The organism is Nostoc sp. XA010 (genome assembly GCF_020829625.1).
GTDB lineage: Bacteria > Cyanobacteriota > Cyanobacteriia > Cyanobacteriales > Nostocaceae > Nostoc.
Window position 1 is genome coordinate 348991 of sequence record NZ_JAIVFX010000005.1, and the last position, 23588, is coordinate 372578.

20 protein-coding genes, 2 tRNA genes and 1 pseudogene are annotated in these 23588 nt (G+C 43.0%); 13 read left to right on the forward strand and 10 right to left on the reverse strand.

Going from position 1 to position 23588, the window contains the following annotated elements:
* The first annotated feature begins 92 nt into the window (after positions 1–92).
* Positions 93–166: transfer RNA gene (locus tag LC608_RS10830), tRNA-Met, on the forward strand.
* Between the two features lie 41 nt (positions 167–207).
* Here LC608_RS10830 and LC608_RS10835 read toward each other — a convergent pair.
* Both LC608_RS10835 and LC608_RS10840 read right to left on the reverse strand, forming a co-directional pair.
* Positions 208–907 (reverse strand): annotated as a pseudogene (locus LC608_RS10835) (hypothetical protein); the annotation flags it as partial.
* A gap of 98 nt (positions 908–1005) precedes the next feature.
* The gene (locus tag LC608_RS10840; RefSeq protein ID WP_229553531.1) at positions 1006–3168 is read right to left on the reverse strand and encodes an amylo-alpha-1,6-glucosidase; all 2163 of its coding nucleotides are present in this window, start codon (positions 3166–3168) and stop codon (positions 1006–1008) included.
* 131 nt (positions 3169–3299) lie between these two features.
* On the opposite strand from LC608_RS10840, the gene LC608_RS10845 reads away from it, so the two are divergent.
* The 3 genes from LC608_RS10845 to LC608_RS10855 all read left to right on the forward strand — a co-directional run bounded on the left by LC608_RS10845 (position 3300) and on the right by LC608_RS10855 (position 5402).
* Positions 3300–3911, forward strand: a complete 612-nt coding sequence (locus LC608_RS10845) for a peroxiredoxin (RefSeq protein WP_229553532.1) — start codon at positions 3300–3302, stop codon at positions 3909–3911.
* Between the two features lie 233 nt (positions 3912–4144).
* A complete protein-coding gene (locus LC608_RS10850) occupies positions 4145–4681 on the forward strand; it encodes a peroxiredoxin (RefSeq protein ID WP_229553533.1) in 537 nt (178 codons plus the stop codon).
* A gap of 55 nt (positions 4682–4736) precedes the next feature.
* Positions 4737–5402 (forward strand): glutathione S-transferase family protein, encoded by a 666-nt coding sequence (locus tag LC608_RS10855; RefSeq protein ID WP_229553574.1) that lies wholly within the window; start codon positions 4737–4739, stop codon positions 5400–5402.
* Positions 5403–5447: 45 nt separating this feature from the next.
* Here LC608_RS10855 and LC608_RS10860 read toward each other — a convergent pair whose 3' ends face one another.
* The 5 genes from LC608_RS10860 to LC608_RS10880 all read right to left on the reverse strand — a co-directional run bounded on the left by LC608_RS10860 (position 5448) and on the right by LC608_RS10880 (position 11192).
* Complete coding sequence (locus LC608_RS10860) at positions 5448–6488, reverse strand: DnaJ C-terminal domain-containing protein (RefSeq protein WP_229553534.1); 1041 nt, start codon at positions 6486–6488, stop codon at positions 5448–5450.
* Positions 6489–6610: 122 nt separating this feature from the next.
* Positions 6611–7180 (reverse strand): AAA family ATPase, encoded by a 570-nt coding sequence (locus LC608_RS10865; RefSeq protein ID WP_229553535.1) that lies wholly within the window; start codon positions 7178–7180, stop codon positions 6611–6613.
* A 34-nt stretch (positions 7181–7214) separates the two neighbouring features.
* Positions 7215–8504, reverse strand: a complete 1290-nt coding sequence (locus LC608_RS10870) for a glucose-1-phosphate adenylyltransferase (protein WP_229553536.1) — start codon at positions 8502–8504, stop codon at positions 7215–7217.
* Between the two features lie 253 nt (positions 8505–8757).
* A complete protein-coding gene (locus LC608_RS10875) occupies positions 8758–9057 on the reverse strand; it encodes a hypothetical protein (protein WP_229553537.1) in 300 nt (99 codons plus the stop codon).
* Positions 9058–9464: 407 nt separating this feature from the next.
* Complete coding sequence (locus tag LC608_RS10880) at positions 9465–11192, reverse strand: S8 family serine peptidase (RefSeq protein ID WP_229553538.1); 1728 nt, start codon at positions 11190–11192, stop codon at positions 9465–9467.
* A 659-nt stretch (positions 11193–11851) separates the two neighbouring features.
* Here LC608_RS10880 and LC608_RS10885 point away from each other — a divergent pair.
* Positions 11852–13324: a glycoside hydrolase family 13 protein gene (locus tag LC608_RS10885; protein WP_229553539.1), complete on the forward strand. Its 1473-nt coding sequence runs from the start codon at positions 11852–11854 to the stop codon at positions 13322–13324.
* 64 nt (positions 13325–13388) lie between these two features.
* Here the strand turns inward: LC608_RS10885 and LC608_RS10890 are convergent, their stop codons facing one another.
* On the reverse strand, positions 13389–13808 hold the full coding sequence (locus LC608_RS10890) for a fasciclin domain-containing protein (RefSeq protein ID WP_229553540.1): 420 nt from the start codon (positions 13806–13808) through the stop codon (positions 13389–13391).
* A gap of 157 nt (positions 13809–13965) precedes the next feature.
* Here LC608_RS10890 and LC608_RS10895 point away from each other — a divergent pair, with 157 nt between their 5' ends.
* The 4 genes from LC608_RS10895 to LC608_RS10910 all read left to right on the forward strand — a co-directional run bounded on the left by LC608_RS10895 (position 13966) and on the right by LC608_RS10910 (position 15401).
* Positions 13966–14202 carry a DNA-directed RNA polymerase subunit omega gene (locus LC608_RS10895; protein ID WP_229553541.1) on the forward strand — a complete coding sequence of 79 codons (237 nt, stop codon included), beginning with the start codon at positions 13966–13968 and terminating at the stop codon, positions 14200–14202.
* A gap of 23 nt (positions 14203–14225) precedes the next feature.
* Positions 14226–14834: a hypothetical protein gene (locus tag LC608_RS10900; protein WP_229553542.1), complete on the forward strand. Its 609-nt coding sequence runs from the start codon at positions 14226–14228 to the stop codon at positions 14832–14834.
* A gap of 77 nt (positions 14835–14911) precedes the next feature.
* Positions 14912–15277 (forward strand): DUF1818 family protein, encoded by a 366-nt coding sequence (locus LC608_RS10905; protein WP_229553543.1) that lies wholly within the window; start codon positions 14912–14914, stop codon positions 15275–15277.
* A 50-nt stretch (positions 15278–15327) separates the two neighbouring features.
* A tRNA-Pro gene (locus LC608_RS10910) sits at positions 15328–15401 on the forward strand.
* Positions 15402–15960: 559 nt separating this feature from the next.
* Here LC608_RS10910 and dnaA read toward each other — a convergent pair.
* Positions 15961–17343 (reverse strand): chromosomal replication initiator protein DnaA, encoded by a 1383-nt coding sequence (gene dnaA / locus LC608_RS10915; protein ID WP_229553544.1) that lies wholly within the window; start codon positions 17341–17343, stop codon positions 15961–15963.
* A gap of 472 nt (positions 17344–17815) precedes the next feature.
* Between dnaA and LC608_RS10920 the strand changes: the two genes are divergently transcribed.
* A complete protein-coding gene (locus LC608_RS10920; RefSeq protein ID WP_229553545.1) occupies positions 17816–18988 on the forward strand; it encodes an HhoA/HhoB/HtrA family serine endopeptidase in 1173 nt (390 codons plus the stop codon).
* Positions 18989–19096: 108 nt separating this feature from the next.
* Positions 19097–19627: a peptide deformylase gene (gene def, locus LC608_RS10925; protein WP_229553546.1), complete on the forward strand. Its 531-nt coding sequence runs from the start codon at positions 19097–19099 to the stop codon at positions 19625–19627.
* Between the two features lie 95 nt (positions 19628–19722).
* Here def and LC608_RS10930 read toward each other — a convergent pair whose 3' ends face one another.
* Complete coding sequence (locus tag LC608_RS10930; RefSeq protein ID WP_229553547.1) at positions 19723–21414, reverse strand: NAD-binding protein; 1692 nt, start codon at positions 21412–21414, stop codon at positions 19723–19725.
* A gap of 326 nt (positions 21415–21740) precedes the next feature.
* Between LC608_RS10930 and LC608_RS10935 the strand changes: the two genes are divergently transcribed.
* Both LC608_RS10935 and LC608_RS10940 read left to right on the forward strand, forming a co-directional pair.
* Positions 21741–22238, forward strand: coding sequence for a hypothetical protein (locus tag LC608_RS10935; RefSeq protein WP_229553548.1), 498 nt, complete (start codon positions 21741–21743; stop codon positions 22236–22238).
* 123 nt (positions 22239–22361) lie between these two features.
* Positions 22362–23462, forward strand: a complete 1101-nt coding sequence (locus tag LC608_RS10940) for a D-alanine--D-alanine ligase family protein (protein WP_229553549.1) — start codon at positions 22362–22364, stop codon at positions 23460–23462.
* The last annotated feature ends 126 nt before the right edge of the window (positions 23463–23588 follow it).

The following is a 23588-nucleotide window of genomic DNA, read 5'->3' on the forward strand; positions in this document are numbered from 1 at the left end:
CCTCAACAGAGATGAAAGCTGTAAGAAATTTGTAAAAGTGCTAGCCTTGAGCAAATTTATATGCTATATTAGTTGATAATTTGGAAAGAGATGGCTCAGTAGCTCAGTTGGTTAGAGCGCGGGACTCATAAGCCTGAGGTCGTTGGTTCAATTCCAACCTGAGCCACTTTAAAAATTATAAGTAGGGTTTGCTGAAGAAAGCAAAAGTTTAAACTCCTGCGAAAATTCTGCTTCTAATCCTTTTGGTAAAATCATAACCCAATCAATAAAACGATAGAGATTGCGAATATCCCTTTCTTGCAGCCCTTGTTCATACAATCGCCAAATTAAACTTAAATTTCCACGTTTTCCTTTCTCCCAGTTGTTTAGTAGTTTGCTGGGTTTTCAAATGTGCCATTACCACCGTCGCAAAGGGATCATCGCTTTTTTCTAACTCTGTCCATCGATTTTGATAATCGAGCAGTTTGACGGTTCCAAATCTAAAATGCAAACCACAATCGGGATAATTATAACTGTATTGATTTGGTCTCCAAGTCCAGTCAGCATCGCACAAAATTGCTAGGCTAATGGCTGGTTTAGCAAATTTGTCAAAAATTCGCAGGTTATAAGAAAACATCCTTTGAGCAAAATTATCTTCTGATTTTGCCTGAATTTCGACATGAATCAACAGCCAAATTTCCTCTCCTCGAATTTTCCAGACTTTGACCAATTTATCTGCATATCTTCTACCAAGTTCTGCTTCCCGGTCTATTTGTTGAAATTCTTTATCAAGAAACTCGTGGGGACGTTCCCAATTAATTAGTGCTGCTGTTTGCGGAAAGAAAAATTGCATTGCTTGTGGGAAGTAAGCTTCTAGGATTTCTTTCCACGGGGAATCATTATCGGCTCTTTCTCGCTCTTCGCTCATGAGTTGATTGATAGATTTATGTTCTTGATAAGAAGATGTAAGCAGCCGATATTTTCAGCAGGTTAGAAGTTCCTTGGTCAAGAAAATTATATTCAGCACTATTTAATATGGCGGATGACTTCGGCAACTGACCAAGCTTGAGCGATCGCTCCTCTGGGCTTATGAGGTGCATCGCCATCAAAAATCTCAGAAATAGAAGCAAGACAAGCGTCAAATAGAAAGTGATCTAGCAGAGGTTGCCAATCAAAAGGCAGCGATCGCTGTGGATAAAAACGTTGCCAAGCCCGAATATACGGCCCAATTAACCAAGCCCAAACAGTGCCTTGGTGATAAGCGCGATCGCGTTGCTCTTGATTACCCTCATATCTGCCTTTGTATTCGGGATCTCCTGGATCGAGACTGCGAAGACCATAGGGGGTGAGTAAGCTCACAGTTGCCAAATCTAAGACTTGACACCCTTGCTGTTCAGAAAAGGCGCAATGGTGCAGCGACAGCGCCAAAACAGCATTGGGACGAATTTGAAAATTCCGGCGATCATCTGGCTCAATAGTATCGTACAAATAACCCAGATGAGGATTCCAGAATTTTTGCAACGAGGTTTTCACGCGTTGTGCTTGTTGAGCATAACGCTGTGCTTGCTTCGTGAGGCGCACTGGCTCACCAAACTCAAGCTGGCTCAATCGTTGTGCCCACTGACTCAGCCAACATAAAGCAGAATACCACAGTGCATTGATTTCCACTGGCTTACCGTAACGAGGAGTGACGGGGTATGCGCCAATTACCACATCCATCCAGGTAAGGGCAACACCAGGAGCATCCCAACTAACTAACCCATCGGTGGCATCGATCTGGATATTGAAATGTGTACCACCAACAAATGCTTTGTAAATTTGCTGTACTAGAGGGAATTGCTCTGCCAAAAATTCCCAGTCTTGGGTAGCTTCTAAATAAAGTCCTAAAGTTTCAATCCACCACAACGCCCCATCAATACTGTTATAAATTGGTTCTCCATTGAGATCAAGAAATGCATTAGGAATCAAACCGTGGCGGCAATAATGCCCAAAAGTCCGCAATATTCCTTTTGCCAAGTCAAAGCGCCGTGGAACTAGTGCCAAACCAGGTAAAGCAATTAATGTGTCGCGTCCCCAGTCATTAAACCAGTGATAACCAGCAATGACCGCAGGGCCTGGAATTGAGGCTCGATAGACGATAAACTGATCGCTTGCTTTAAGTAGTTGTTGCCAAATTGTAGATTGGGCATCGGGCATTGGACATTGGGCATTGAAAAGAGGCAGAGGCGCGGGGTGTGGGGGGCAGAGGGGAAAATTCTCCCTTGCTCCCTGCTCCCTGCTCACTGCTCCTCTGCCTCCCTGCCTCCATCCAAAAATCTGGGAGAGCCGTTTTTGCTCTGCCTCTACTGCTTCTGCAAAGGTTTCGTCGGTGAGAACACCTGCCGTCGAGTCGGGAAAACCTACTCGTGCTTCTAGAGTGACTGTATCTCCTGGTTGCAGTGTAACTATCAAGTAACCAGGACTGTAAAGGTCTTCTTTGTCGCCTAATCCCCGTTTTGTCTCCTCAGGCAATCCATAATTCCAATACCAAACTGCATCTGTTTGATATCTTCCTTGTGTCCAGCGTAAGTGCCAAGGTATACCGAAATTCTTAGAATTTTTTGCTTGCAGACAGATTTGCTGTTCCCCAAGCAATTGTGAGAACTGTAATCCTGGATTAGCAGCTTGCTGGTGATGAAAGTTACGTTCTGCTATCAGCAGTCGCAGGCGTAAAATCGCTGTGTCACTTCCCTCGTAGCGGTATTGGATTAAAGTTCGATGGCAAAATCGAGAGTGGCGAGAGACACGATTAATCGCGTCTGTACTATGATTCTCTTCCCTACTCCCTACTCCCCATTCGCTACTCCCTTCCCAACCATAGGGCATCACCAATTGTCTGGTTAACTGCCAGTTATCTTGACCCCAAATCCATTTTGGAACTGGGTTAATATCAAAACAGCGTAGCAATTCGTAGCCTGTCGGCTCAATCTGACCGTTACCCCAAAAATTTGTTCCCAGTGCTACAACGTTCCCTAATACTTCCAAGCTAGCTTCTAGGTGCGAAAACAGCAGAGTCCGCTCAGAAGGAGGCTTTGTAGCGGCAAACAGCCAACCGTGATAAGTACGTGTGCGGACATCCGAAACTGTACCACTGGCAAAACTTCCTAAGCCATTGGTAAGCAACCATTCTCTTGTATCTAAATCAAGCATTTGCTACTCAAAATCGTTATGAGTATGATATAGTCGTAACAGATCGTAATTAAACTGTGAGAGCGTGGATGGGTGAATTTTACTTGACCCAAATTCCAACGCTACTAAACCGATAAAGGAGAATTAGGTTAATGTCCCTTACTTACGGAACCGAAGGAAGCCTCCGCGTTGGTCAACAAGCTCCCGATTTCACAGCAACGGCTGTGGTAGATCAGGAATTTAAGACAATCAAACTTTCCGATTATCGCGGTAAGTATGTCGTCCTGTTTTTCTACCCACTAGACTTTACCTTTGTTTGTCCCACTGAAATCACAGCATTTAGCGATCGCTACGAAGAATTCAAGAAAATCAATACAGAAGTCCTTGGGGCTTCTGTTGATAGTGAATTCTCCCACCTCGCTTGGATTCAAACAGATCGTAAGTCTGGTGGCGTGGGCGACCTGAATTATCCTCTAGTCTCCGACATCAAAAAAGAGATTAGCGCCGCTTACAACGTTCTTGACCCAGCAGCAGGCATTGCCTTGCGTGGTCTGTTCATCATTGATAAAGATGGTATTATACAGCACGCCACGATCAACAACCTAGCTTTTGGTCGCAGCGTTGATGAAACCTTGCGGACATTACAAGCACTTCAATATGTTCAGTCTCACCCCGATGAAGTTTGCCCAGCCGGTTGGCAACCTGGTGACAAGACAATGAATCCTGACCCAGTGAAGTCTAAAGTCTACTTCTCTGCTGTCTAAATTTCCCTAGTTAGGATCTAATCCATCCTGTTGGAGTTGAAATCAACGAAAACCACAGATAAACAGAGATACACATTAAACAGTGTCAACCTCGGTATCTATCTGTGGTTTTTTAAATAATGTTAAAAATATACCAATCTGAACAATGATTGTGATAAATAAAATGCCAAAAATTAATTATCAATAACTCTTTGACAATCCAAAATCTCAAATCAAAAATCAAAAATAGTATTATGCTTACTTCAACTGATTTTAGTGGCTTATTAAACGAGCGATTCTTCCGCAATTTTTTACCAGTTCCAGCAACAAATAAACTCAGGTTGGGAGTAGGAACGCCAGATTTTCAACTCCCAGATATTACCAATGGAACTTTAGTAAAATTGTCTGATTATAAAGGCAAGCAACCAGTTTTACTCGCCTTTACTCGCATCTTTACTGAAAAACAATATTGCCCTTTTTGTTTTCCTCACATCAAAGCTTTAAATGAAAATTATGAGCAGTTTAAGAATAGCGGTATAGAAGTTTTAATGATTACTAGTACCGATGAACGGCAGAGTCAAATAGTTGTGAGGGATTTGGGCTTAAAAATGCCGTTATTGAGCGATCCTAGTTGTCGAGTGTTTCGTACCTATCAAGTAGGGCAAGCATTAGGAGCGCCTTTGCCAGCACAGTTCGTATTAGATAAAGAAGGAAAACTGCGCTACTGGCATTTATTTTCTTTTTTGGATCACAATGCTAGTATTGAGACTTTGTTAAAACAATTCAATTGAGTGTAATGTGTAAATGGTAATGCCCACCCTACTCATGAAATTGTGAGGTTTTATGGTGCTGACGCTTTATCATTCGTCGATTTCTCCTAACTCCCGCCGCGTCTGGATTACTCTGCTAGAAAAAGGACTTGACTTTGAATTAGTAGAGATAAAACTGGATGGGGAGCAGTTTAAATCAGAGTTTTTGGCAATTAGTCCTTTCCATCACATTCCAGCTTTGGTGGATGATGGCTTTAAGGTAGTGGAATCTTTGGCAATTTTGGACTATTTAGAAGCAAAATATCCCACACCTGCGATGTTGCCTAAAGATGCCAAAGATTTAGCGATCGCACGCATGGTACAACTGGTAACTGTAAATGAGCTTTTGCCAGCAACCACCACGTTTTTACCTCAGGTATTGGGCTTACCTGGGGAAGATCCAGAAAAAATCGAGCAGGCAAAGCAAAAAATTTCAACAGTGCTGAAGCTTTTTGAAAATTTGCTTGACGATCGCCCTTACTTTGGTAGTCAAAACTTAACTTTAGCTGAGGTTGTGGCTGGAACTGTAGTAATATGGCTGCCACAAGTAGGCATTTCCTTAAGTGATTATCCAAAGGTGAATGCTTGGCACGATCGGTTAGCTGCACGGACAACATGGCAAGCTACCGAGGCTACACCAGAAGCAATGGAAGCGTTAAAGTCCATCATAGTAGCGAGAAACACGCAGCAAATTCATAGCTAGTCAATGTAGAGATGGTAAATTGACCGTCTCTACAAAGCTAAATTTTTACAGCTTGACTTGTTGCAAATGACTGCGGGGATTATAAGTACGTATAGCCCGGATTTTTTCATAATATTCCCGCTCTTGCTGGCTGAGGTCTTTTGGTGGTGCGATCGCCACCTTCACCAGCTGATCGCCACGTCCACCCTTAGCGAGGGGCCAACCTTTGCCACGTAAACGCAGCGATTGACCAGAACGCACTCCTGCTGGTAGCTTGACATTAACTAAACCATCGGGAGTGGGTACATCAATAGACGCTCCTAAAGTAGCTTCATCTGGCGTGATTGGCACTTCGCACACCAAGTTATCGCCTTCCATTTGGAAAAACGAGTGCGGCTGAAGTTCGACTTTTAAGTATAAATCCCCTCGTTGTTGAGTCATCGGGTTGATTTGACCTTTGCCCCGCACGCGCAGACGAGTACCAGGTTTAGCGCCAGATGGGATACGAACATCAATTGTTTCGTTACCTAAACTGAAGCGCTTTTGCACACCATTAAATGCTTCAGCAAAAGTTAGAGCGATCGCAGCTTCACTATCTTGGGAAGTACCCGTACCTGTATCACCAAACCCATAATCGTTAAAGCCGCCGCTAAAACCACTCGTCGCACCTGTGGAACTGCGGTAAGAGTAATTTTGTGAGTAATTTGAGTAATTATTATTTTGTTGTGAGTAACTTTGTCGCCCACCGCGAGGGGTAGCACCACCAAAGCGTCCCAGCAACTCATTAATGAACTCATCAAAATTTCCGTATTGACTGAAGTCAAAGCCACCCATATCAACACCAGCGCCGCCAGAGGGGAAACCTTCACCAGCTTGTTTCCAATATTGACCGAATTGGTCATATTTTTTGCGTTTATCTACATCTGACACAACTTCGTAGGCTTCGCTAACTTCTTTGAAGCGTGCTTCTGCCTGTTTGTTATTTGGGTTGACATCAGGGTGATATTTGCGGGCTAGTTTACGAAAGGCTTGCTTAATCTCATCTTGAGTGGCAGTCTTACTAACTCCCAAAATTGCGTAATAGTCTTTGAAGTCGGTTGCAGCCATGTATCTACTAGCCTCCTATAGAAATTCTTGTTATGTTTTTTTAAGATAAAAGATGTTGGTTTGCCCGGTATAGTGCCAAAGCATTGAGAATCTGACTTTAAATTAACAAAGAATATAGAAAATCAAGTGTGGTTCTCGCTCAACAAGCGATCGCAATTTCCGTACTTCGATTTTTCTGATAAGCGGATCAGCTTGTCTAGCCCTTCTTCCAGGCTTGGAGGAGCATCTCGAAGTTGACGGTGCATCCGCAAGATGATTTCTTCAGGAACTTGGCGCGATCGCTTTTTATTACGTGCTAAACACAGCCACACTGGCGTATCCACCCAAATTGCCGTAATGTCGGTAAAACCCGATTCACGGGCTAAAGCAATAACTTCACGGCGATGGCGGCGCTGGGCATTGGTGGCATCGAAAATAGCTGTATTATTTGTAGAAATAGCTTGCTGAAATTGCCGTCCTACTTCCCGCCAAATCACCAGCCACGGCCCTTGAATAGCTTGGGAACCAAACAGTTGCCCCCGGATACCATCCGTAGAAATCAGTGGCATCTGGGGGCATTCTGCTAGCAATTGTTTAGCAAAAGTTGACTTACCGCTACCTGGAAGACCAATTAACAAAAAAAGTGAGGAGTGAGAAGTTAGAAGTGAAGAATTAAAAGTGAGGAGTGAGGAGCAATCAGAATTTTTAGTCATTAACTCATAACTCCTAACTCCTAACTCCTAACTATTAAATGATAGTTCCATCGGGAATGACAGCATTTTTCAGCACAACGACGATGCCACTACGGATGTAGAAACCTTGACTTTCGCGGTCAGCTTCTTGCACGCTATCTTTATTGATAATTTTGACATCATGACCGATACTGGCGTTTTTATCAATGATGGCACGGCGAATAATCGAGTCAGCACCAATACCTACAGGAATGTCACCTTGTTCTACATTGGATTGGCGTTCTACAGAAGCTTGGTAAAAATCTGCACCCATCAGTAAAGATTCTTCGATGAGGCAGCCAGATTCAATTCGCGATCGCACTCCTAAAACTGAATGTTGAATGCGGCAATTTTTCAAAATACAACCTTCGCCAATAATTGATTCTGTTACCTGGCAATCTAAAAGTTTACTTGGAGGTAAGTAGCGAGCGCGGGTATAAATTGGTGCCTGTTCATCGTAGAAACTAAATGGTGGCTGGGGCTGCTGAGTTAGGGCTAGATTGGCATGATAAAATGCCTCAATTGTTCCAATATCTTCCCAATAGTCATCAAATAGATAAGCTTGAACGTTGTAATCTTTAGAGGCATCAGGAATAATTTCTTTGCCGAAATCAGTCCTTTCTATACCTTCTCTCAACAACTTGAACAAAACTTCTTTTTTAAAGACATAAATCCCCATTGAGGCGATGTAAGGCTGTTGCTGGGCTTGTTCTTTTGATAATCCCAGTACGCTTGTATCAACGCGCATTTGGATTAATGCTTCACCTTTAGGTTTTTCGCTAAAATCGATTACCCTACCAGAATCATCAATTTTCATCAAGCCAAAATCAGAGGCGCGGCGCTCATCGATGGGGATGACTGAAAGAGTAATATCAGCCCCCGTTTCCCTATGGCGCTGGATAAAGTGGCGATAATCCATGCGGTAGAGGTGATCGCCTGAGAGAATTAGATATTCTTCTACATTCCATTCTTCCATTAACCACAGATACTGACGCACAGCATCGGCTGTACCTTGGAACCAGTTAGGGTTTTCTGGTGTTTGTTGTGCCGCTAGCACTTCCACAAAGCCTTCACTGAAGCCAGTAAAGTTATAGGTACGGGCGATGTGACGATTCAGAGAAGCTGAGTTGAATTGTGTCAGGACGTAGATTTTGAATATTTCGGAATTGATACAGTTACTGACAGGGATATCGATTAGGCGGTACTTTCCCGCTACTGGTACTGCTGGTTTAGCGCGTAGTTTGGTTAGCGGGTAAAGCCGAGTACCCGCGCCACCACCAAGGATGATTGATAATACTTTTTTCACAAAATTTCTCCCGACTGCCTTTCAACTCTCACTCTCAGTTTAGGACTGTCTGCCACCACAGGTAAGGGGGGATCAAATATTCTCAGGGATGAATTTTACAAAATACTATTAGTGACAGATAATGCTGCCTAGAAGTAGACAATCAGAACATTTGTATTAATTGGTATGAGGAATGGGGGGCGATGGCTGCGCCAACACTTCGGTGAACGCTATACCCAGCAAATAAACAAAGAACTATTTTTGGAGAATTATATCAAACACTAAAGCTACCTAAACTTTTCCTCTGATTGACCAAATGCAATTGCTGTGATCGCTTCAGATACTTTACCCAAGTTTGCTCTGATAGCTGGGAAATGGCATTTGGTGACAGTGTTGCCGTGAAAATATCTTTGCCACTGCTAACACCACTAACGCCTAAACTTTCTAAAACAGCAGTTGCAGTCGAGTCTAAAACTGGTACGGTATAGATAAAAACCGCCAAACTGGGTTCCTCTAAGTTTTGAACATCATTTAGCGCTGTAGCAAGTGCAGCATCTAGCTTTTGATAATTCATCAGTAATTCCTTGGTAAAAAAGGCGGGCAATTTTTAGCCGATCTCAAAACCAATTTATCAAATTTATGATTTTTCATTGCCCATCTTCGTATAGACTTGCACAAATTTTCTATCAACTCGATAAATGGGGTGGCAAAGAAAGAAGATCGTGCAACTACGGCAAAAGTTTCTGAGTTGCTTTTGGTTTTAGAACATCCAGAATTACCATACTAGACATAGGAGTGAAAAAGAATGAAAAGACGTAGCAATGCTAGTCTCTAGTCCCTCGTTGACCTTAATTTCCTCTGCTACCCCTACTTAATTGAGCCGATACCTAATTTCTACTTACAATTACAGATTAACTGCAATCCTCTAGAGACGCGATATATTTATCGTATTTAATATATATATCGCGTCTCTCAGTCTAATTACAGATTAGCTGCGTTAATCACTCCATAACCCCATTTTTCATCAAATGTGCCTGGGGGTTTTCCAGGAATTGTACTATTTTTACGTAGCAAGTCTTTCACAGCAGCCGGATTAAGTTTAGGATCTCGCTGCAACAGCAGTGCAACTAATCCACTAACGAAGGGTGTCGCCATACTCGTACCAGCCCGTACCACAAACTTGGAATTAATCATCGATGAGCGGTCAAAATTTGCATCGGCGGAAAGAGTGGAAATAATCATTGCTCCTGGTGCTGCTACATCCGGCTTGTGTCCACTATTCCGTAGTGGCCCTTCACTACTGAACTCCGAAATAGTATGCAATTCTAACCCCATTTCTTGCTCTTTGTTATCAATATCTGTGTACTTGGTTCTAGTCGTATAGGCGGCAACTGTAATTGCACTGCTGGCGGCTCCCGGCGAACCAATTTTTACCGCATCCTTCACACTTTTACCTGTAAAAAACACTGATGAAGTGTCATCTATAGTCCACACATTCAAACTTGTGTCAGTTGAAGAAGTGTTGCGGACTCGCAGCTGCCAAATACCTCCCATAACTGGCGAGGGGTCAATACCGCGTATTTGCACAAAGAAATTATGGTCGCCGTTGGCTTGGTCTGGCGCTGGTGTCGCTAATTGCACTCGTGCATCTGGTAACTGATAATCTTGTGCGGAATTACCCTGAGTAATTATTTTTTGGAAGGGGGTGACAAAACCGTTAGGACTCCGCAGGGACACTTCCAATTCGCTATCTTTGGAATACCAAGCGTTTAACCAAACTATGCTTATTTGATTCAAAGGAACATTAAAGCGCATACCACAAGTGCGTCCACTGGGTATTGTCGCTTCTCCATGAATGTTATGGTTTCCTTCGTTACCCGCAGCACAGCAAATAATTCTTCCAGGGCCAGTTTCGGCATCAATGACTTTGGATAAGGAATCACTACCATCATGGGCATCAGCGTGTCCACCCAAGCTGAGATTTACCACTGCTGGGCGTCCCAATTCTCTAGCAACTCGGAAAATGTAACGCACAGCATCAGCAATGTGGGCATCCTGTAAATCTGACCTGACAACAACTAATTCCGCTTCTGGTGCTATACCGCCATAGCTAGCATCGGCACCGGCGGCAATTCCCGCAACGTGAGTACCATGACCGCCAGTATCCTGAGAAATTGTCAGTTGCGCCCCCGTCAATTCAGCCCCATAGCCGCCCTCCGTGACTCCGGGCCCCGGCAGTGTTTGATCCCAAATGTGTAAAATTCGTCCAGCAAAGGCGGGGTGTTTCGGATCAATGCCACTGTCTATAATGCCGATAATTACTCCTTTACCAGTCAATCCGGTTTTGTTCTGGAACTCCGGTAATTTGACTGTTTCCATTGCAGTGTCCATCCTCAAATGAAGTTTGCGTGATGGCTTAATGCGTTGGATAATATCTTCTTCAGATAAGACATCTAAACTCTCTATCGGTAAGAAAGCCGTCCGCACACTTCCAGAGTTTTGATTGACTTCAATATTATATTGTGATAAATAACTTAAGTCTGCATCATGGTCGCAGTAAATAAAAACGATGTTCTTAGTAGGCTTGACTGGGCTTTTGTGGGCAATGATGCCAAGCGATCGCTTATGTGTAACTAAAGCTTGATCTCCTTCATTTTGATAGTCTCGAAATGCCAAAAGTAATCCGGGAGAAAGTTTTTCGTGCCTCATTTTTACCTCAAGCTAAATTTATTTACTGTTAACAAAGTAGTAATTTGAGAGGAAGCAGTCGCTCTAGAACGTAGTATTTTCACCTTGATTATTTGATGCGACTATAGTTATCTATTTTTTTCATAGATAGCATCAAATAACCTTAGGAAGCGGTAAGCTTTTCCTAAGAGAATGTTTGAAAAGTATTAGGCGAATAGAATTTGCTACTACACAAACGAACGCGAACAGCGTCTCCAAGAGTTGTCCACCTCCGTGGACTAATACAAAATCAAGGGTTCTAAACCCACGGAGGTGGGTTTTGTCTGTATAGCCGCGACTTCTAGTCGCCAGAGCTAGTAATAAATTAGACTTTTCAAACATCCTTTAAGACAATTGCTAATTCATAACTCATATTCTTGAATTCTGTCTCCTTCATAGTTATTTTCTGTGGCTCGTGAGACAGCTTTGAGCAGGTGCATATTCGATTTCTGTTAAAAACTCAAATAAATTCTAGTTTCTAGTCAAAATAGTTAAGACTGATAACATTTGTGTATAAAGTAGGAGAAGACAGGCTAAATCGCTAATGACTACTGGCAAATGACAGATTCTCTATCATAAGTAAGAGCCATAAAGAAGCTAAGATTTGCAACGATCGCTTCTAAAGATACAAAAAGTTATTCATGCAAATTCAAACACCAGACTGGGTAAAGCACGCAGTTTTCTACCAAATCTTCCCAGATCGCTTTGCCAGAAGCAAACAGCCGCGCAAACGTTTGCTGCGTGAAGCCCGTTGGGAAGATTGGGACTCTATGCCAACACTCCAGGGTTATAAAGGCGGCGACTTATGGGGCATCATGGAGGGTTTAGACTACATCCAAGATTTGGGAATTAACGCGATTTACTTTACACCCATTTTTCAATCTGCTAGCAATCATCGCTATCATACCCACGATTATTATCAAGTTGACCCGATGTTAGGGGGCAACGAGGCTTTTAAGGAATTGCTCGATGCAGCTCATCAACGGAATATCAAAGTTGTTTTGGATGGCGTATTTAACCATTCCAGCCGTGGTTTTTTCTTCTTCCATGACGTTTTAGAAAATGGCCCCCATTCACCTTGGGTAAATTGGTTCAAAATAGAGGGCTGGCCCCTTTCAGCATACAATGGAGAATTCCCGGCAAATTACGTGGGTTGGGCAGGAAATCGTGCTTTACCAGAATTTAACCACGACAACCCAGAAGTGCGGGAATATATTATGGAAATTGCCGAATATTGGATTAAATTCGGCATTGATGGTTGGCGATTAGATGTACCATTTGAAATAAAAACTCCTGGATTTTGGCAGGAATTCCGCGATCGCGTCAAGGCAGTCAATCCCGAAGCTTACATTGTGGGCGAAGTGTGGGGAGATTCCCGCGAGTGGTTGGATGGAACACAATTTGACGGCGTGATGAATTATCTATTTACTGGGCCAACAATTGCCTTTACAGCAGGCGATCGCGTAGTCTTAGAACAAGTCCAAAGCCGCGACTATCAACCCTACCCACCCTTATTTGCCGCCGAGTACGCTACCAAAATTCAAGAAGTACTGCAACTTTACCCTTGGGAAATTCAGCTAACTCAACTCAATTTGCTAGCAAGCCACGATACAGCCCGATTAATGACAATTGCAGGCGGTGATATAGGTAGTATAGTATTGTCAACTCTACTGCTACTCACCTTTCCCGGTGCGCCCAGCATTTACTATGGTGATGAAGTTGGTTTACCTGGTGCAATAGATCCAGACTCACGTCGTGGCTTTCCTTTAGAGAGTAACTGGAATCAAGAAATTTTCAATACTCATCGTCAATTAATTGCCCTACGCCACACATACCCAGCCTTGCGTACAGGTGATTACCAAGTCCTCCATACTCAAGGACAAATCTATATCTTTGCGCGAACTTTAGGAACAGAGGAATTGATAATTGCCGTCAACGCTGGCACAAGTTCGGCAACAGCCAATGCAGATGTCGTCAGTTTACGTACTCAACCCAACAAGCTGTTGTATGGCACTGCTGAAGTTGAGTGGAATAGTGAAGGAGAAACTCAGCAATTGTCATTGACTGTTCCTGCACGTAGTGGGTGCATTCTGGGAGTAGGGAGTAGGGAGTAGGGAGATGAGGGGGATAAGGAGACAACGAGATATAAGCAATGCCCAATGCTCCATCCCCCATGCATTAGCTTCCCGCCACCATTGCAGGCATCAACACCGCATCAATAACGTGGATCACGCCATTGTCTGTCAAAATGTCTGTTTTGATGACATTGGCGTTATTTACCTTAATTTTGCCGTCGGCAGATTCAATGGCTACAATTGACCCTTCAAACGTCTCTGCCTCATTAATCTGTACCAAATCATCAGACCGAACATCGCCACTAGCGACATGATATGCCACAATTTTCTTGAGCTTGGGAATGTCTTGTAGTAGCGAGTCTAAAGTTCCCTCTGGCAGATTGGCAAAGGCTTCGTCAGTTGGTGCAAATAGCGTGAAAGAACCAGGGCTTTTCAGCATTTCTATGAGATTTGCAGCTTCAGCAGCCTTCACCAGGGTATTGAAGTTTCCCGCGTTGATAGCAGTTTCCACAAGGTCAGCCATAAGGGTGTGTGACTTTAGTCAGATAATATTATAAGTAACTTATATTGACTGAAACACTCTCAACCTCTATCAAGAGAGAGGTTGCTAGCGATTAAATACACAACATCAGATTTATCGGTACTGCTACACTGGGGAATGACCCCAAGAACCAGTGATTATGCTAAAGCGTTCTAAGTTCGAGACAACTCAGTCTCAGATTATGCACCGTTCTGAGGAGCTGATTAGTGCAGCCTCAAATCGTTATCGCATTACGGTTCAGGTGGCCAATCGTGCTAAACGTCGGCGTTATGAAGACTTTGAAAATAACGAAGATACGATGATGAAGCCAGTGCTAAGGGCAATTATCGAAATGTCCGATGAATTGACTCAGCCAGAAATTATTGGCGAACTATAAAAAAAGGCTTTAGAGAAGGTAGGATGAGCAAAAATTTATCGTTCATTCAACCCCTACTTAAACCTTGGCAGACACTCACTGCTTTAATAGTGGTGGGTGCAATTGTTTTGGGTTCAGGGGCGGACAAATCAATACATAGAAATTTATTTAGTATCCAACCTGCTTATGCTCAGAGAATCACACCTAGCGATGTTTGGCAGTTAGTATATCAGCAATTGCCAGATTTACCACGAGAAAATAACTATATCAGCAAAGAAAATGGGAAAGTTGCCCAAAACAACACCCTAGTAAGTCGCTTGATTACATATCACATTTATACCAAAGGGCGGGCCCCAATTTATCGCTTAGATTGGAAGCTGACTTTAGCTGATTACCTGGGTGCGAACGAAATTATGTATGATACTACCTATCCAGGCCATGAAACACTACGGGAAAATCCGATAGAAGGCGATCGCAAAGCCATCACTCGTCTTACCCGCAGCCAACGAAATTCCCTAGTGCAAGTCTTAGTCAATATATTTAATCCAAGTTCCCAAAATACCCCACCTCCTAGCTCCAACACCACACCTAGTCCTAATACATCAACTACACCACAGCCACCCCAACGAGGAGGGGCTGAACTACTAAAATGAAACCTACAGTCCAAAATCTTCCTTGGCGTTTCTCTGCGTTAAACCTCTGCGTCCCTCTGAGTTTAAAAAACTAAGCTATGGAACGCCTTATAAAAACCGGATATGGTTGGCGTATAGGCTGGAACCCCGATGCACCTGAGTTTAAAGGTTTAGTTGGTACAGATGATTGGGCAATTGAGTTAACCGAAGCCGAGTTGAATGATTTTTGCCGTCTACTAGCACAGCTAGCAGACACCATGAAACAACTTGCAACTGAATTAATGGAAGAGGAAAAAATCGCTTGTGAAGCCGAAAGCGATTTATTATGGATGGAGGTAGAAGGCTATCCTCATACCTACAGTCTGCGCTTCATCTTGAATACAGGGCGATGTGTAGAAGGTAAATGGGATGCTTCTGCTGTTCCCGATTTGCTGGAAGCCACTGGGATGCTGAAGGTTTTTTAAATATGCCTGTTGCTTATCCTAGAGTTTTGCTGTATCATAGTAATTCTGACCGGGGCGTAGCGCAGCTTGGTAGCGCGCCACTTTGGGGTAGTGGAGGTCGTGGGTTCGAATCCCGCCGCTCCGATTGATGATAAGCCATGCCTGCTAGTCTTTTCAAAAGATTAGCAGGTTTTTCAATCAGGTCTACGAGACGATACCAAATTCTTGGCACAAAATCATTCCAAAACTTCACTACAAATAATAATTGGAATTAGCTTGGTAGGCTGCGAGGTCGAACAGTTGTCCGACTCATCCCGTTTATCATTATGATAGGTAAATAAGTTCGTAGTAAAGACTTTTTGATTTGAGTCTTAAAGCGCTCACTACAAACTCAGCAACCTTGACAGACCACTAGAAAATTCCCCAATTCTGTTGAAATCATAGTTAGGCAAGTTTACCTTGTGGAAAACTTGTGGAAAAACTCAAGTAATTTTCCACAAGGTAATTATACTTAATCAAGTTTTACTAGTCTAATCTCAAGTATTCCACAGATTTATCCACAAAAAGTAAGATTTTTCCACAATTTAAGTTAAATTTAATCAATTTTTATACGTTACTTAATATTTTTGACTATTTATTCAGCCGTCAATGCTAATTATAAGAGTGGTGGTTGTGGAAAACTTCAAATACATCTTCATACATTTTCAGGATGATTTTTGAGAACGGCTAGTCATATTGATGCGATCGCTCAGTTGGCGGATTGTTTGTGCTAAAGTGCGATCGCTCTGGTGGAGTTGGGTAATTTTATCGCAACTATAGATTACCGTTGTATGGTCTTTACCACCAAACTCCTCGCCAATTCTCGGCAAACTCAGAGACGTATGTTGGCGCATGAGATACATTCCAATTTGACGCGCCCAGCTAATCTCTCTTCGTCGTGAGTTACTTTTGAGATCGTCTATTGAAACATCAAAATTATCCGCCACAACCTTTAAAATTGCTTCTGGGGTAGCTGCCATTTTTTCATTAGGCGGTTCTAAAACTGGTGTGATATTTTCTACCGTCATCGGTAAGCTCCAAATAGAAATATAAGCCACCGCCCGAATTAAAGCTCCTTCTAATTCTCGAATATTAGAAGTATAGTTAGAAGCAATATACTCAATCACATCGCGGGGAAGGCGAATATTTTCATCCTCAGCTTTTTTCTGTAAAATTGCCATTCTAGTTTCTAAATCGGGCTTTTGGATATCTGCGATTAACCCCATAGAAAACCGAGAACAAAGCCGTTCTTGCAAACTAGGAATCTGGTTAGGAGGACGATCAGAAGCAATGACAACTTGTTTACCAGCTTCATGTAAAGTATTAAAAGTATAAAAGAATTCTTCTTGGGTATATTCCTTCCCTTCAAGAAACTGAATATCATCAACTAATAAAACATCAGCCGCTCGATAATGCTCTCGAAAACTTTGCATACTATCTTTACGAATCGCTGTAATTAAATCATTAGTAAACTGCTCAGTCGAAACATAAAATATTTTACAATTAGGCGAAATTTCCCAGCGATAATGGCCAATCGCCTGCATGAGATGAGTTTTACCCAAACCTACGCCACCACATAAAAATAAAGGATTAAACTCTTTACCTGGAGATTCCGCAACTGCCAAAGAAGCAGCATGAGCCATCCGATTGTTAGCACCAACTACAAACCGTGAAAAGACATATTTAGAGTTTAATTCAGTAGTTTTTTTATTGTGATTAGGAATAGCTTCAGAAATACTGCTGGTATCTGGTGATTCCCAAGAAACCTCTCGTTCACTCAAATGAGAAACTTCATCTCCTTGAGCAACAGTAATGTAAATTCCTACGGGATGACCCAGAATATCTTGTACTACATGAGCAATGGTATTTATGTAATACTTCTGTAACCAATTACGAGCAAATGCGTTAGGAGTACAGATTACCAAGCAATTATTTTCTAATCGCTCCGCACTAGCAGTTTTAATCCAAGTTTCAAAGGTGGGCCGGGATAGTTCAAGCTGTAGGCGCTCTAGTACCTGACTCCACAGACTTTCTATGGGAATTTCCATTATCCACCACCTTTGCTGCTAACGGTCACAATAGAAGAGAAAGCACTAATTTAGCATCCAGACACGCTAGACCTAGAATAAACTTTTAAGTTGTAATCATTTTGGGACATACCCCGTAGGCAAGATCCTAACACCAGCGATTGATATGGAGAAGCAACGACACATGAAGACAACAAACCATCATTTAGCGCCCAAAAAGATTGAAAAAGAGGCAAGGGAGCAGGGAGTAGGGAGCAAGGGGGATGGTTCAGACGGGGATTCGACCCTACCTGTTGCGTTAGCTTCCCGCTCTTTACGAGAACCACTTGACAGAAGTGGGGGACGTAAGAACATGTTCTGCTCTGCTCCCCAGCAGGAGGATGGGGTCATTTCCCCCCACTCCCTGCCCCCTCTCCCCCAATCCCCACTCCGTGGGGGCCCCGAGTCCCCCTGCCTCTTCCTTGGTACCAGGGGTCTACCTCGCAGGTTATGGATGCTCTCATACGGGGTAGCAGTGGTGTTCCTGGGGAGCTGCTCTCTTTTACCTGCTAAAACCTTTGAGACTCGACAAAGCCAGACTCAAGCCCAAAAGACAATAGAACCTAATCCGGTAATTGTCCCCCCACCAATTATCTCTTCGTCTGAAGATCCTAATTTTGTGGTAAAAGTAGTGCAACAGGTGGGGCCTGCGGTAGTTCGCATTGATTCTTCCCGAACAATCACTTCTCGCGTACCAGACGAATTTAACGATCCATTTTTCCGACGGTTTTTTGGAGACGGTGCGCCACAGCCTAGACAACGGGTAGAGCGGGGTAGCGGCTCTGGATTTATCATTAATTCTTCAGGTCAAATTGTGACCAATTCTCATGTGGTAGATGGTGCTGATAGAGTGACAGTCACACTTAAAGATGGGCGGACTTTTGACGGGAAAGTGTTGGGTGAAGATCCGGTTACGGATGTAGCTACGATCAAAATTGATGCTAATAATCTGCCAACTCTATCTGTGGGTAACTCCGATGCCTTGCAACCAGGAGAAGCAGTAATCGCTATTGGTAATCCTTTAGGCTTGAATAATACCGTTACTTCTGGGATTATTAGTGCTACAGGTCGTTCTGGTAGTGATATTGGTGCTAGCGACAAACGGGTTGATTATATCCAAACGGACGCTGCAATTAACCCTGGTAATTCTGGTGGCCCATTGCTTAATGCTCGTGGCCAGGTAATTGCGATGAACACAGCGATTATCCGAGGCGCTCAAGGTTTGGGATTTGCTATTCCCATTAATACTGTGCAAAGAATTGCCCAGGAATTAATTGCTAACGGTAAAGTAGATCACCCTTATTTAGGTGTTCAAATGGTGACACTGACACCAGAAATTAAAGAAAGAATAAAAAATACAACAGGCGATCGCTTAAATTTTACAGCTGATGAGGGCGTTTTGCTGGTTGATATCGTCCCGCGATCGCCTGCATCTACGGCTGGACTCCGAGCCGGTGATGTAATTAAAAGCATTAATAACCAGCCTGTTACTAAAATTGAAGAAGTACAAAAGCTAGTAGAAAATAGCAAAATCGGTACTAACTTACCAATAGAAGTGGAACGCAATGGGCAAATTGTCCAAGTAGGAGTCCAACCTGCTCCTTTACCCGTAACACGCGAGGGATGATGTTTAGTCATTAGTCATTAGTTTGCTTCCCCTGCTCCCCCTGCCTCCCCTGCTCTCTTATCCCCCACTCCCTATTCCCCATTACCGATTACTTAAAGGAGTTTAATCATGACTGAATTAGCCCCAATAATTCAATTAGGCAATCCAATATTACGCCAAAAAGCTGCTTGGGTTGAGAATATTCAAGATGAGCATATCCAAAAGTTAATTAAAGACTTAATTGCTACTGTTGGAGAAGCTAACGGCGTGGGGATTGCTGCGCCTCAAGTAGCACAATCCTATCGTTTATTTATTGTGGCTTCCCGCCCTAACGCTAGGTATCCCAACGCCCCGGAAATGGAACCTACTGCTATGATTAATCCCAAAATTATTGCTCATTCAACTGAAGTTGTCAAAGATTGGGAAGGTTGTTTAAGTGTTCCAGGAATTAGGGGGTTAGTTCCTCGGTATAAAACTATTGAAGTGGAATACACTGACTGTCAAGGCAACTTACAAAAGCAAGAATTAACCGATTTTATCGCTCGGATTTTTCAACACGAGTATGATCATCTCGAAGGGATCGTATTTGTAGATCGTATAGAAAACACTCTCGATATGATTACTGAGCAGGAATATCAACAACGAGTAGTTAAGAAATAAATGGGAGTGGAGAGAGACGCGATTAATCGCCTCTGTACGGGGAGTGGGTATTGCTATAGTTTAATTAATTAAAAAAGCACTGCGATCGCAGTGCTTTAAGCGTGTGCTTCACAAACTTGCTCGCCCCGCCACAATTGATACAACCGCGTCGCTGGCATCGTCATATATAAAATATCACCAGCGCTGAGGTTGGTTTCTAATAAATCCCAGCCGTGAAGGGTTTTGTGGTTTGTTTCTACATACAGAGGTACACAGTCAGCAGACATAGCTACATCTTTCACCCACTGACCACAAAAAACGTGTGAAGCTGTAATCACAGTTGCAAAAGCCACCCAAAGACTATCTGCTGTGATGCCATTGCCAAGGATGCGTCCCCCTAGTGCAGCAGCAGCAAAAGCTGGAGCTGCTAGTTCAGCCGGACTTAGTACGGCCTCGAAACCAAATAGCTGTTGCGCTATGCCAGCAAAATCCGGATCGCCATAATGAACAATCACCGGAATGCTGGGTGTCAGTCCCTTAGCTTTGAGGGCAATTTCCAGATTGGTAGCATCATTGCTAGTAACAGCAAGCACTGCGGTGGCAGAGTCTATATTACTGGCTTTGAGTATTGTACGGAAGCTGGCATCTCCTTGAATGACGGGAATACCTAGTTCGCGGGCGGTGTTAATATATTTGTTGTTGGAATCGGGTTCAACTACTACAACTTCATGTCCACAGGCGTGGAGTTGCTGCACAATTCTCACTCCAATACTACTTAAGCCACAGACAATGTAGTGATATCGCTGGGGAATTCGGGCTGCATCCCAAAATTGCTTAAAGCGGCTTCCTAAGACAAAATCAGTGAGCATTGCATACCAAATACCAATCACCACTGCTCCAATCAGCATCATCACAACAGTAAATAACTTAATACTGTTAGGAGCATTTTCTACTACTTTGTCATTACCACCGGCTCCGGTAATCATGCCGACAGAAAAATATAGAGCATCGACAGGAGACAAACTTAACTCAGCCGACATATAGGTGAATGTAGCAATCAGAATAACCGCCAATAGTACAACAGCACCCATTACTACCGATCGCCCGTGTTCCTGAAACTGCTTAAAATTGGTGAGGGCTTTCAGCAGTTTTTTAAGCAATGATCTCCGGGGGGAACGGATGCGGGGTTGTGTACCAATAATTAAGCGATCGCCCACCTTGATCTCTTGTCCACATATTACACCTGACACCAAATCAATCTCACCTTCTACTGGCAAGTAATAAATCAGCATCCGCGATCGATCTTCCCACAATTCACTCAGCTTTAGACCTTTCCAGAAGTGGTTTTCATCAATGTATTCTTCATGAATTGGCCAAGTTTGGTGAAATAATTTGATTTGTCCGATCGCTCGGTTTCCCATTGCTGCAAAGGTGAATACGGGTGCTGCTAAACCCACAACACTCATACTCAAATGGTCTGGCAAACTTTGATCTAGGCGTTCCCCCAAATTTGTATTATAAAAACGGTTGATAATCCGAATCTGGGGATTCAGCACCCGTGCTTGCATCATAATAGACAAATTCAGAGCATCTTTAGAACCAGCGATTACTATAGTGTGCGCCTGTTGAATTCCTGCTGCTGTTAGGGTAGAAGCTGCTTGTAAATCGCCAACAATCACATCTCCTGCGGTTTCGCCAGGGATAGATTGGTGATGAATGCCAACAACGAAGGCTCCCTGGTGTCTCAGCAAACGAAAGGTTTTATATCCGGTACGTCCTAAGCCACAAACAATAATTCGGGGTTTCATGAAAAGGCAGCATCTTTTACAGGTAGGGCTGCATTTCTAGTTATTTATCAATATTGTTGCCCGCTTTCTTGCAATATAACTGTAGCTGACAACACGATTATTTCAAATAAGATGGCACTTTTACAAATTTATGAAAGTCTATGTTGTTATAGCGACTTCTGAGTTGAGTGCAATACAGACCTAACCCCCAACCATTGTAGCATTGGGGAATAAGATTCAAAGCCTCTCTCTTTTTAGGAGAGATGAATAGAAGTGAGGTCAAAGTGTATTGCTTTCATTCGAGAAGCGCTATATTTAGATACCTGAAATTTGAAAAGATCCAAGTTATGAAAAATTTAATAAAATTAACAAGTTTTGGTACTATTTTATGCCCCTTATTTGTGGTAGGAACCCTAGCTGCTACAGCGCAAGTACAGCCACAGCAACAGCCAGGGCCGATTTCTGCACCTAATGTAACACTGAATATACAAGGTAGCAGTGGTACATGTCCTAAAACAATTGGACTGTGGTGGTTTGTTTTACCTTATGAAGGCGGTGCTGAACATACGGTAGTGGCAGATACTAGAGAATTTGCAGATGAAACTAAGTTAGTTTCATCTAAGAATAAGCGATTTGTGGAATTTGTTTCACCTTTACGCAGTAATTATGCTTCTTGCGTAGGTCAAACTCGTGGGCAAGAATATAGTTTCTACAATGTAGAATTTAAGAATAAAAAAGCTTATTTCCGTGTGGATTTACGGAAATCTAATGTACCTGGTCGCTTAATTACTTACAAAAGTATAGTGGCTTCCCGTCCTTATGTCAGATGGGCGATCGCTGACTAGCTCTTCAAATAGGAGAGTTTTTCTAGACAGAGTTTCAATAGCCAATAAAATAATATAGAAAAATATGGCAATTTTTGTAGGTTGTGATACGCTATCTGCTTGAGAAGTGTGGAGGAACCGAAAATGGCAAAGCTGCGCGTGGGGTTATTGTTTGGCGGTCGTTCGGGAGAACATGAAGTTTCAATCAAATCAGCACGGGCGATCGCTAAAGCCTTAAGTGCAGAGCAAAATGCTAATAAGTACGAAATACTGCCTTTTTACATCCAAAAAGATGGACGCTGGCTAGCCGGAGAAGCACCCGAAAAGGTTTTAGAAACCGGCACTCCGCTACTAGAATCTGAACAATCAACATCTGTTGGAAATCTTACATCCAACCCTCAAGCTCAAACCCTTAGCAAGTGGCAATCTCCCTCTCAAGTTGCCCAAGTGGATGTTTGGTTTCCCATTCTCCACGGCCCCAACGGTGAAGACGGAACAATTCAAGGGTTACTGACTTTGATGCAAGTCCCCTTTGTGGGTTCTGGGGTGTTAGGTTCGGCAATGGGGATGGATAAAATTGCCATGAAAATGGCCTTTGAGCAAGCAGGACTACCACAGGTAAAATACAAGGCGATAACTAGAACGCAAGTTTGGTCTAATCCTTGCGTGTTTCCGAAACTGTGTGATGACATTGAGGCAGCATTAGGTTATCCTGCTTTTGTCAAACCTGCTAATTTGGGTTCATCGGTGGGTATTGCCAAAGTGCGATCGCGCCAAGAATTAGAAGCCGCTTTAGATAATGCTGCTAGTTATGACCGCCGATTAGTTGTAGAGGCTGGTGTCGTAGCCAGAGAAGTTGAGTGTGCCGTTTTAGGTAATGATCAACCCCAAGCCTCTGTCGTTGGAGAGATTACTTATGATAGCGATTTTTATGACTATGAAACTAAATATACGGAGGGACTAGCAAATTTACTGATACCTGCACAGCTTCCAGATGCGATCGCTCGTCAGATTCAGGACATGGCTTTGCAAGCTTTTGTAGCTGTTGATGCTGCCGGATTAGCAAGGGTAGATTTCTTCTATGTGGAAGCGACACAAGAGGTTTTTATCAACGAAATAAATACGTTGCCAGGCTTTACTGCGACTAGTATGTATCCCCAACTTTGGGCCCATAGTGGAGTCTCCTTTCCAGAATTAGTTGATCGGTTAATTCAACTTGCGATCGAAAGGCATTCTCCTAGCTGACAGAGAAAGTAACCAAACTGATTTCAGATTATTACGGCGAAAAGTTACAAGAAATACAGAACTTTGACTAAATTTAGCCAGATTTAGTAGCATGTATTTTACAAAAAAAGCTACTTAAATCTGTAA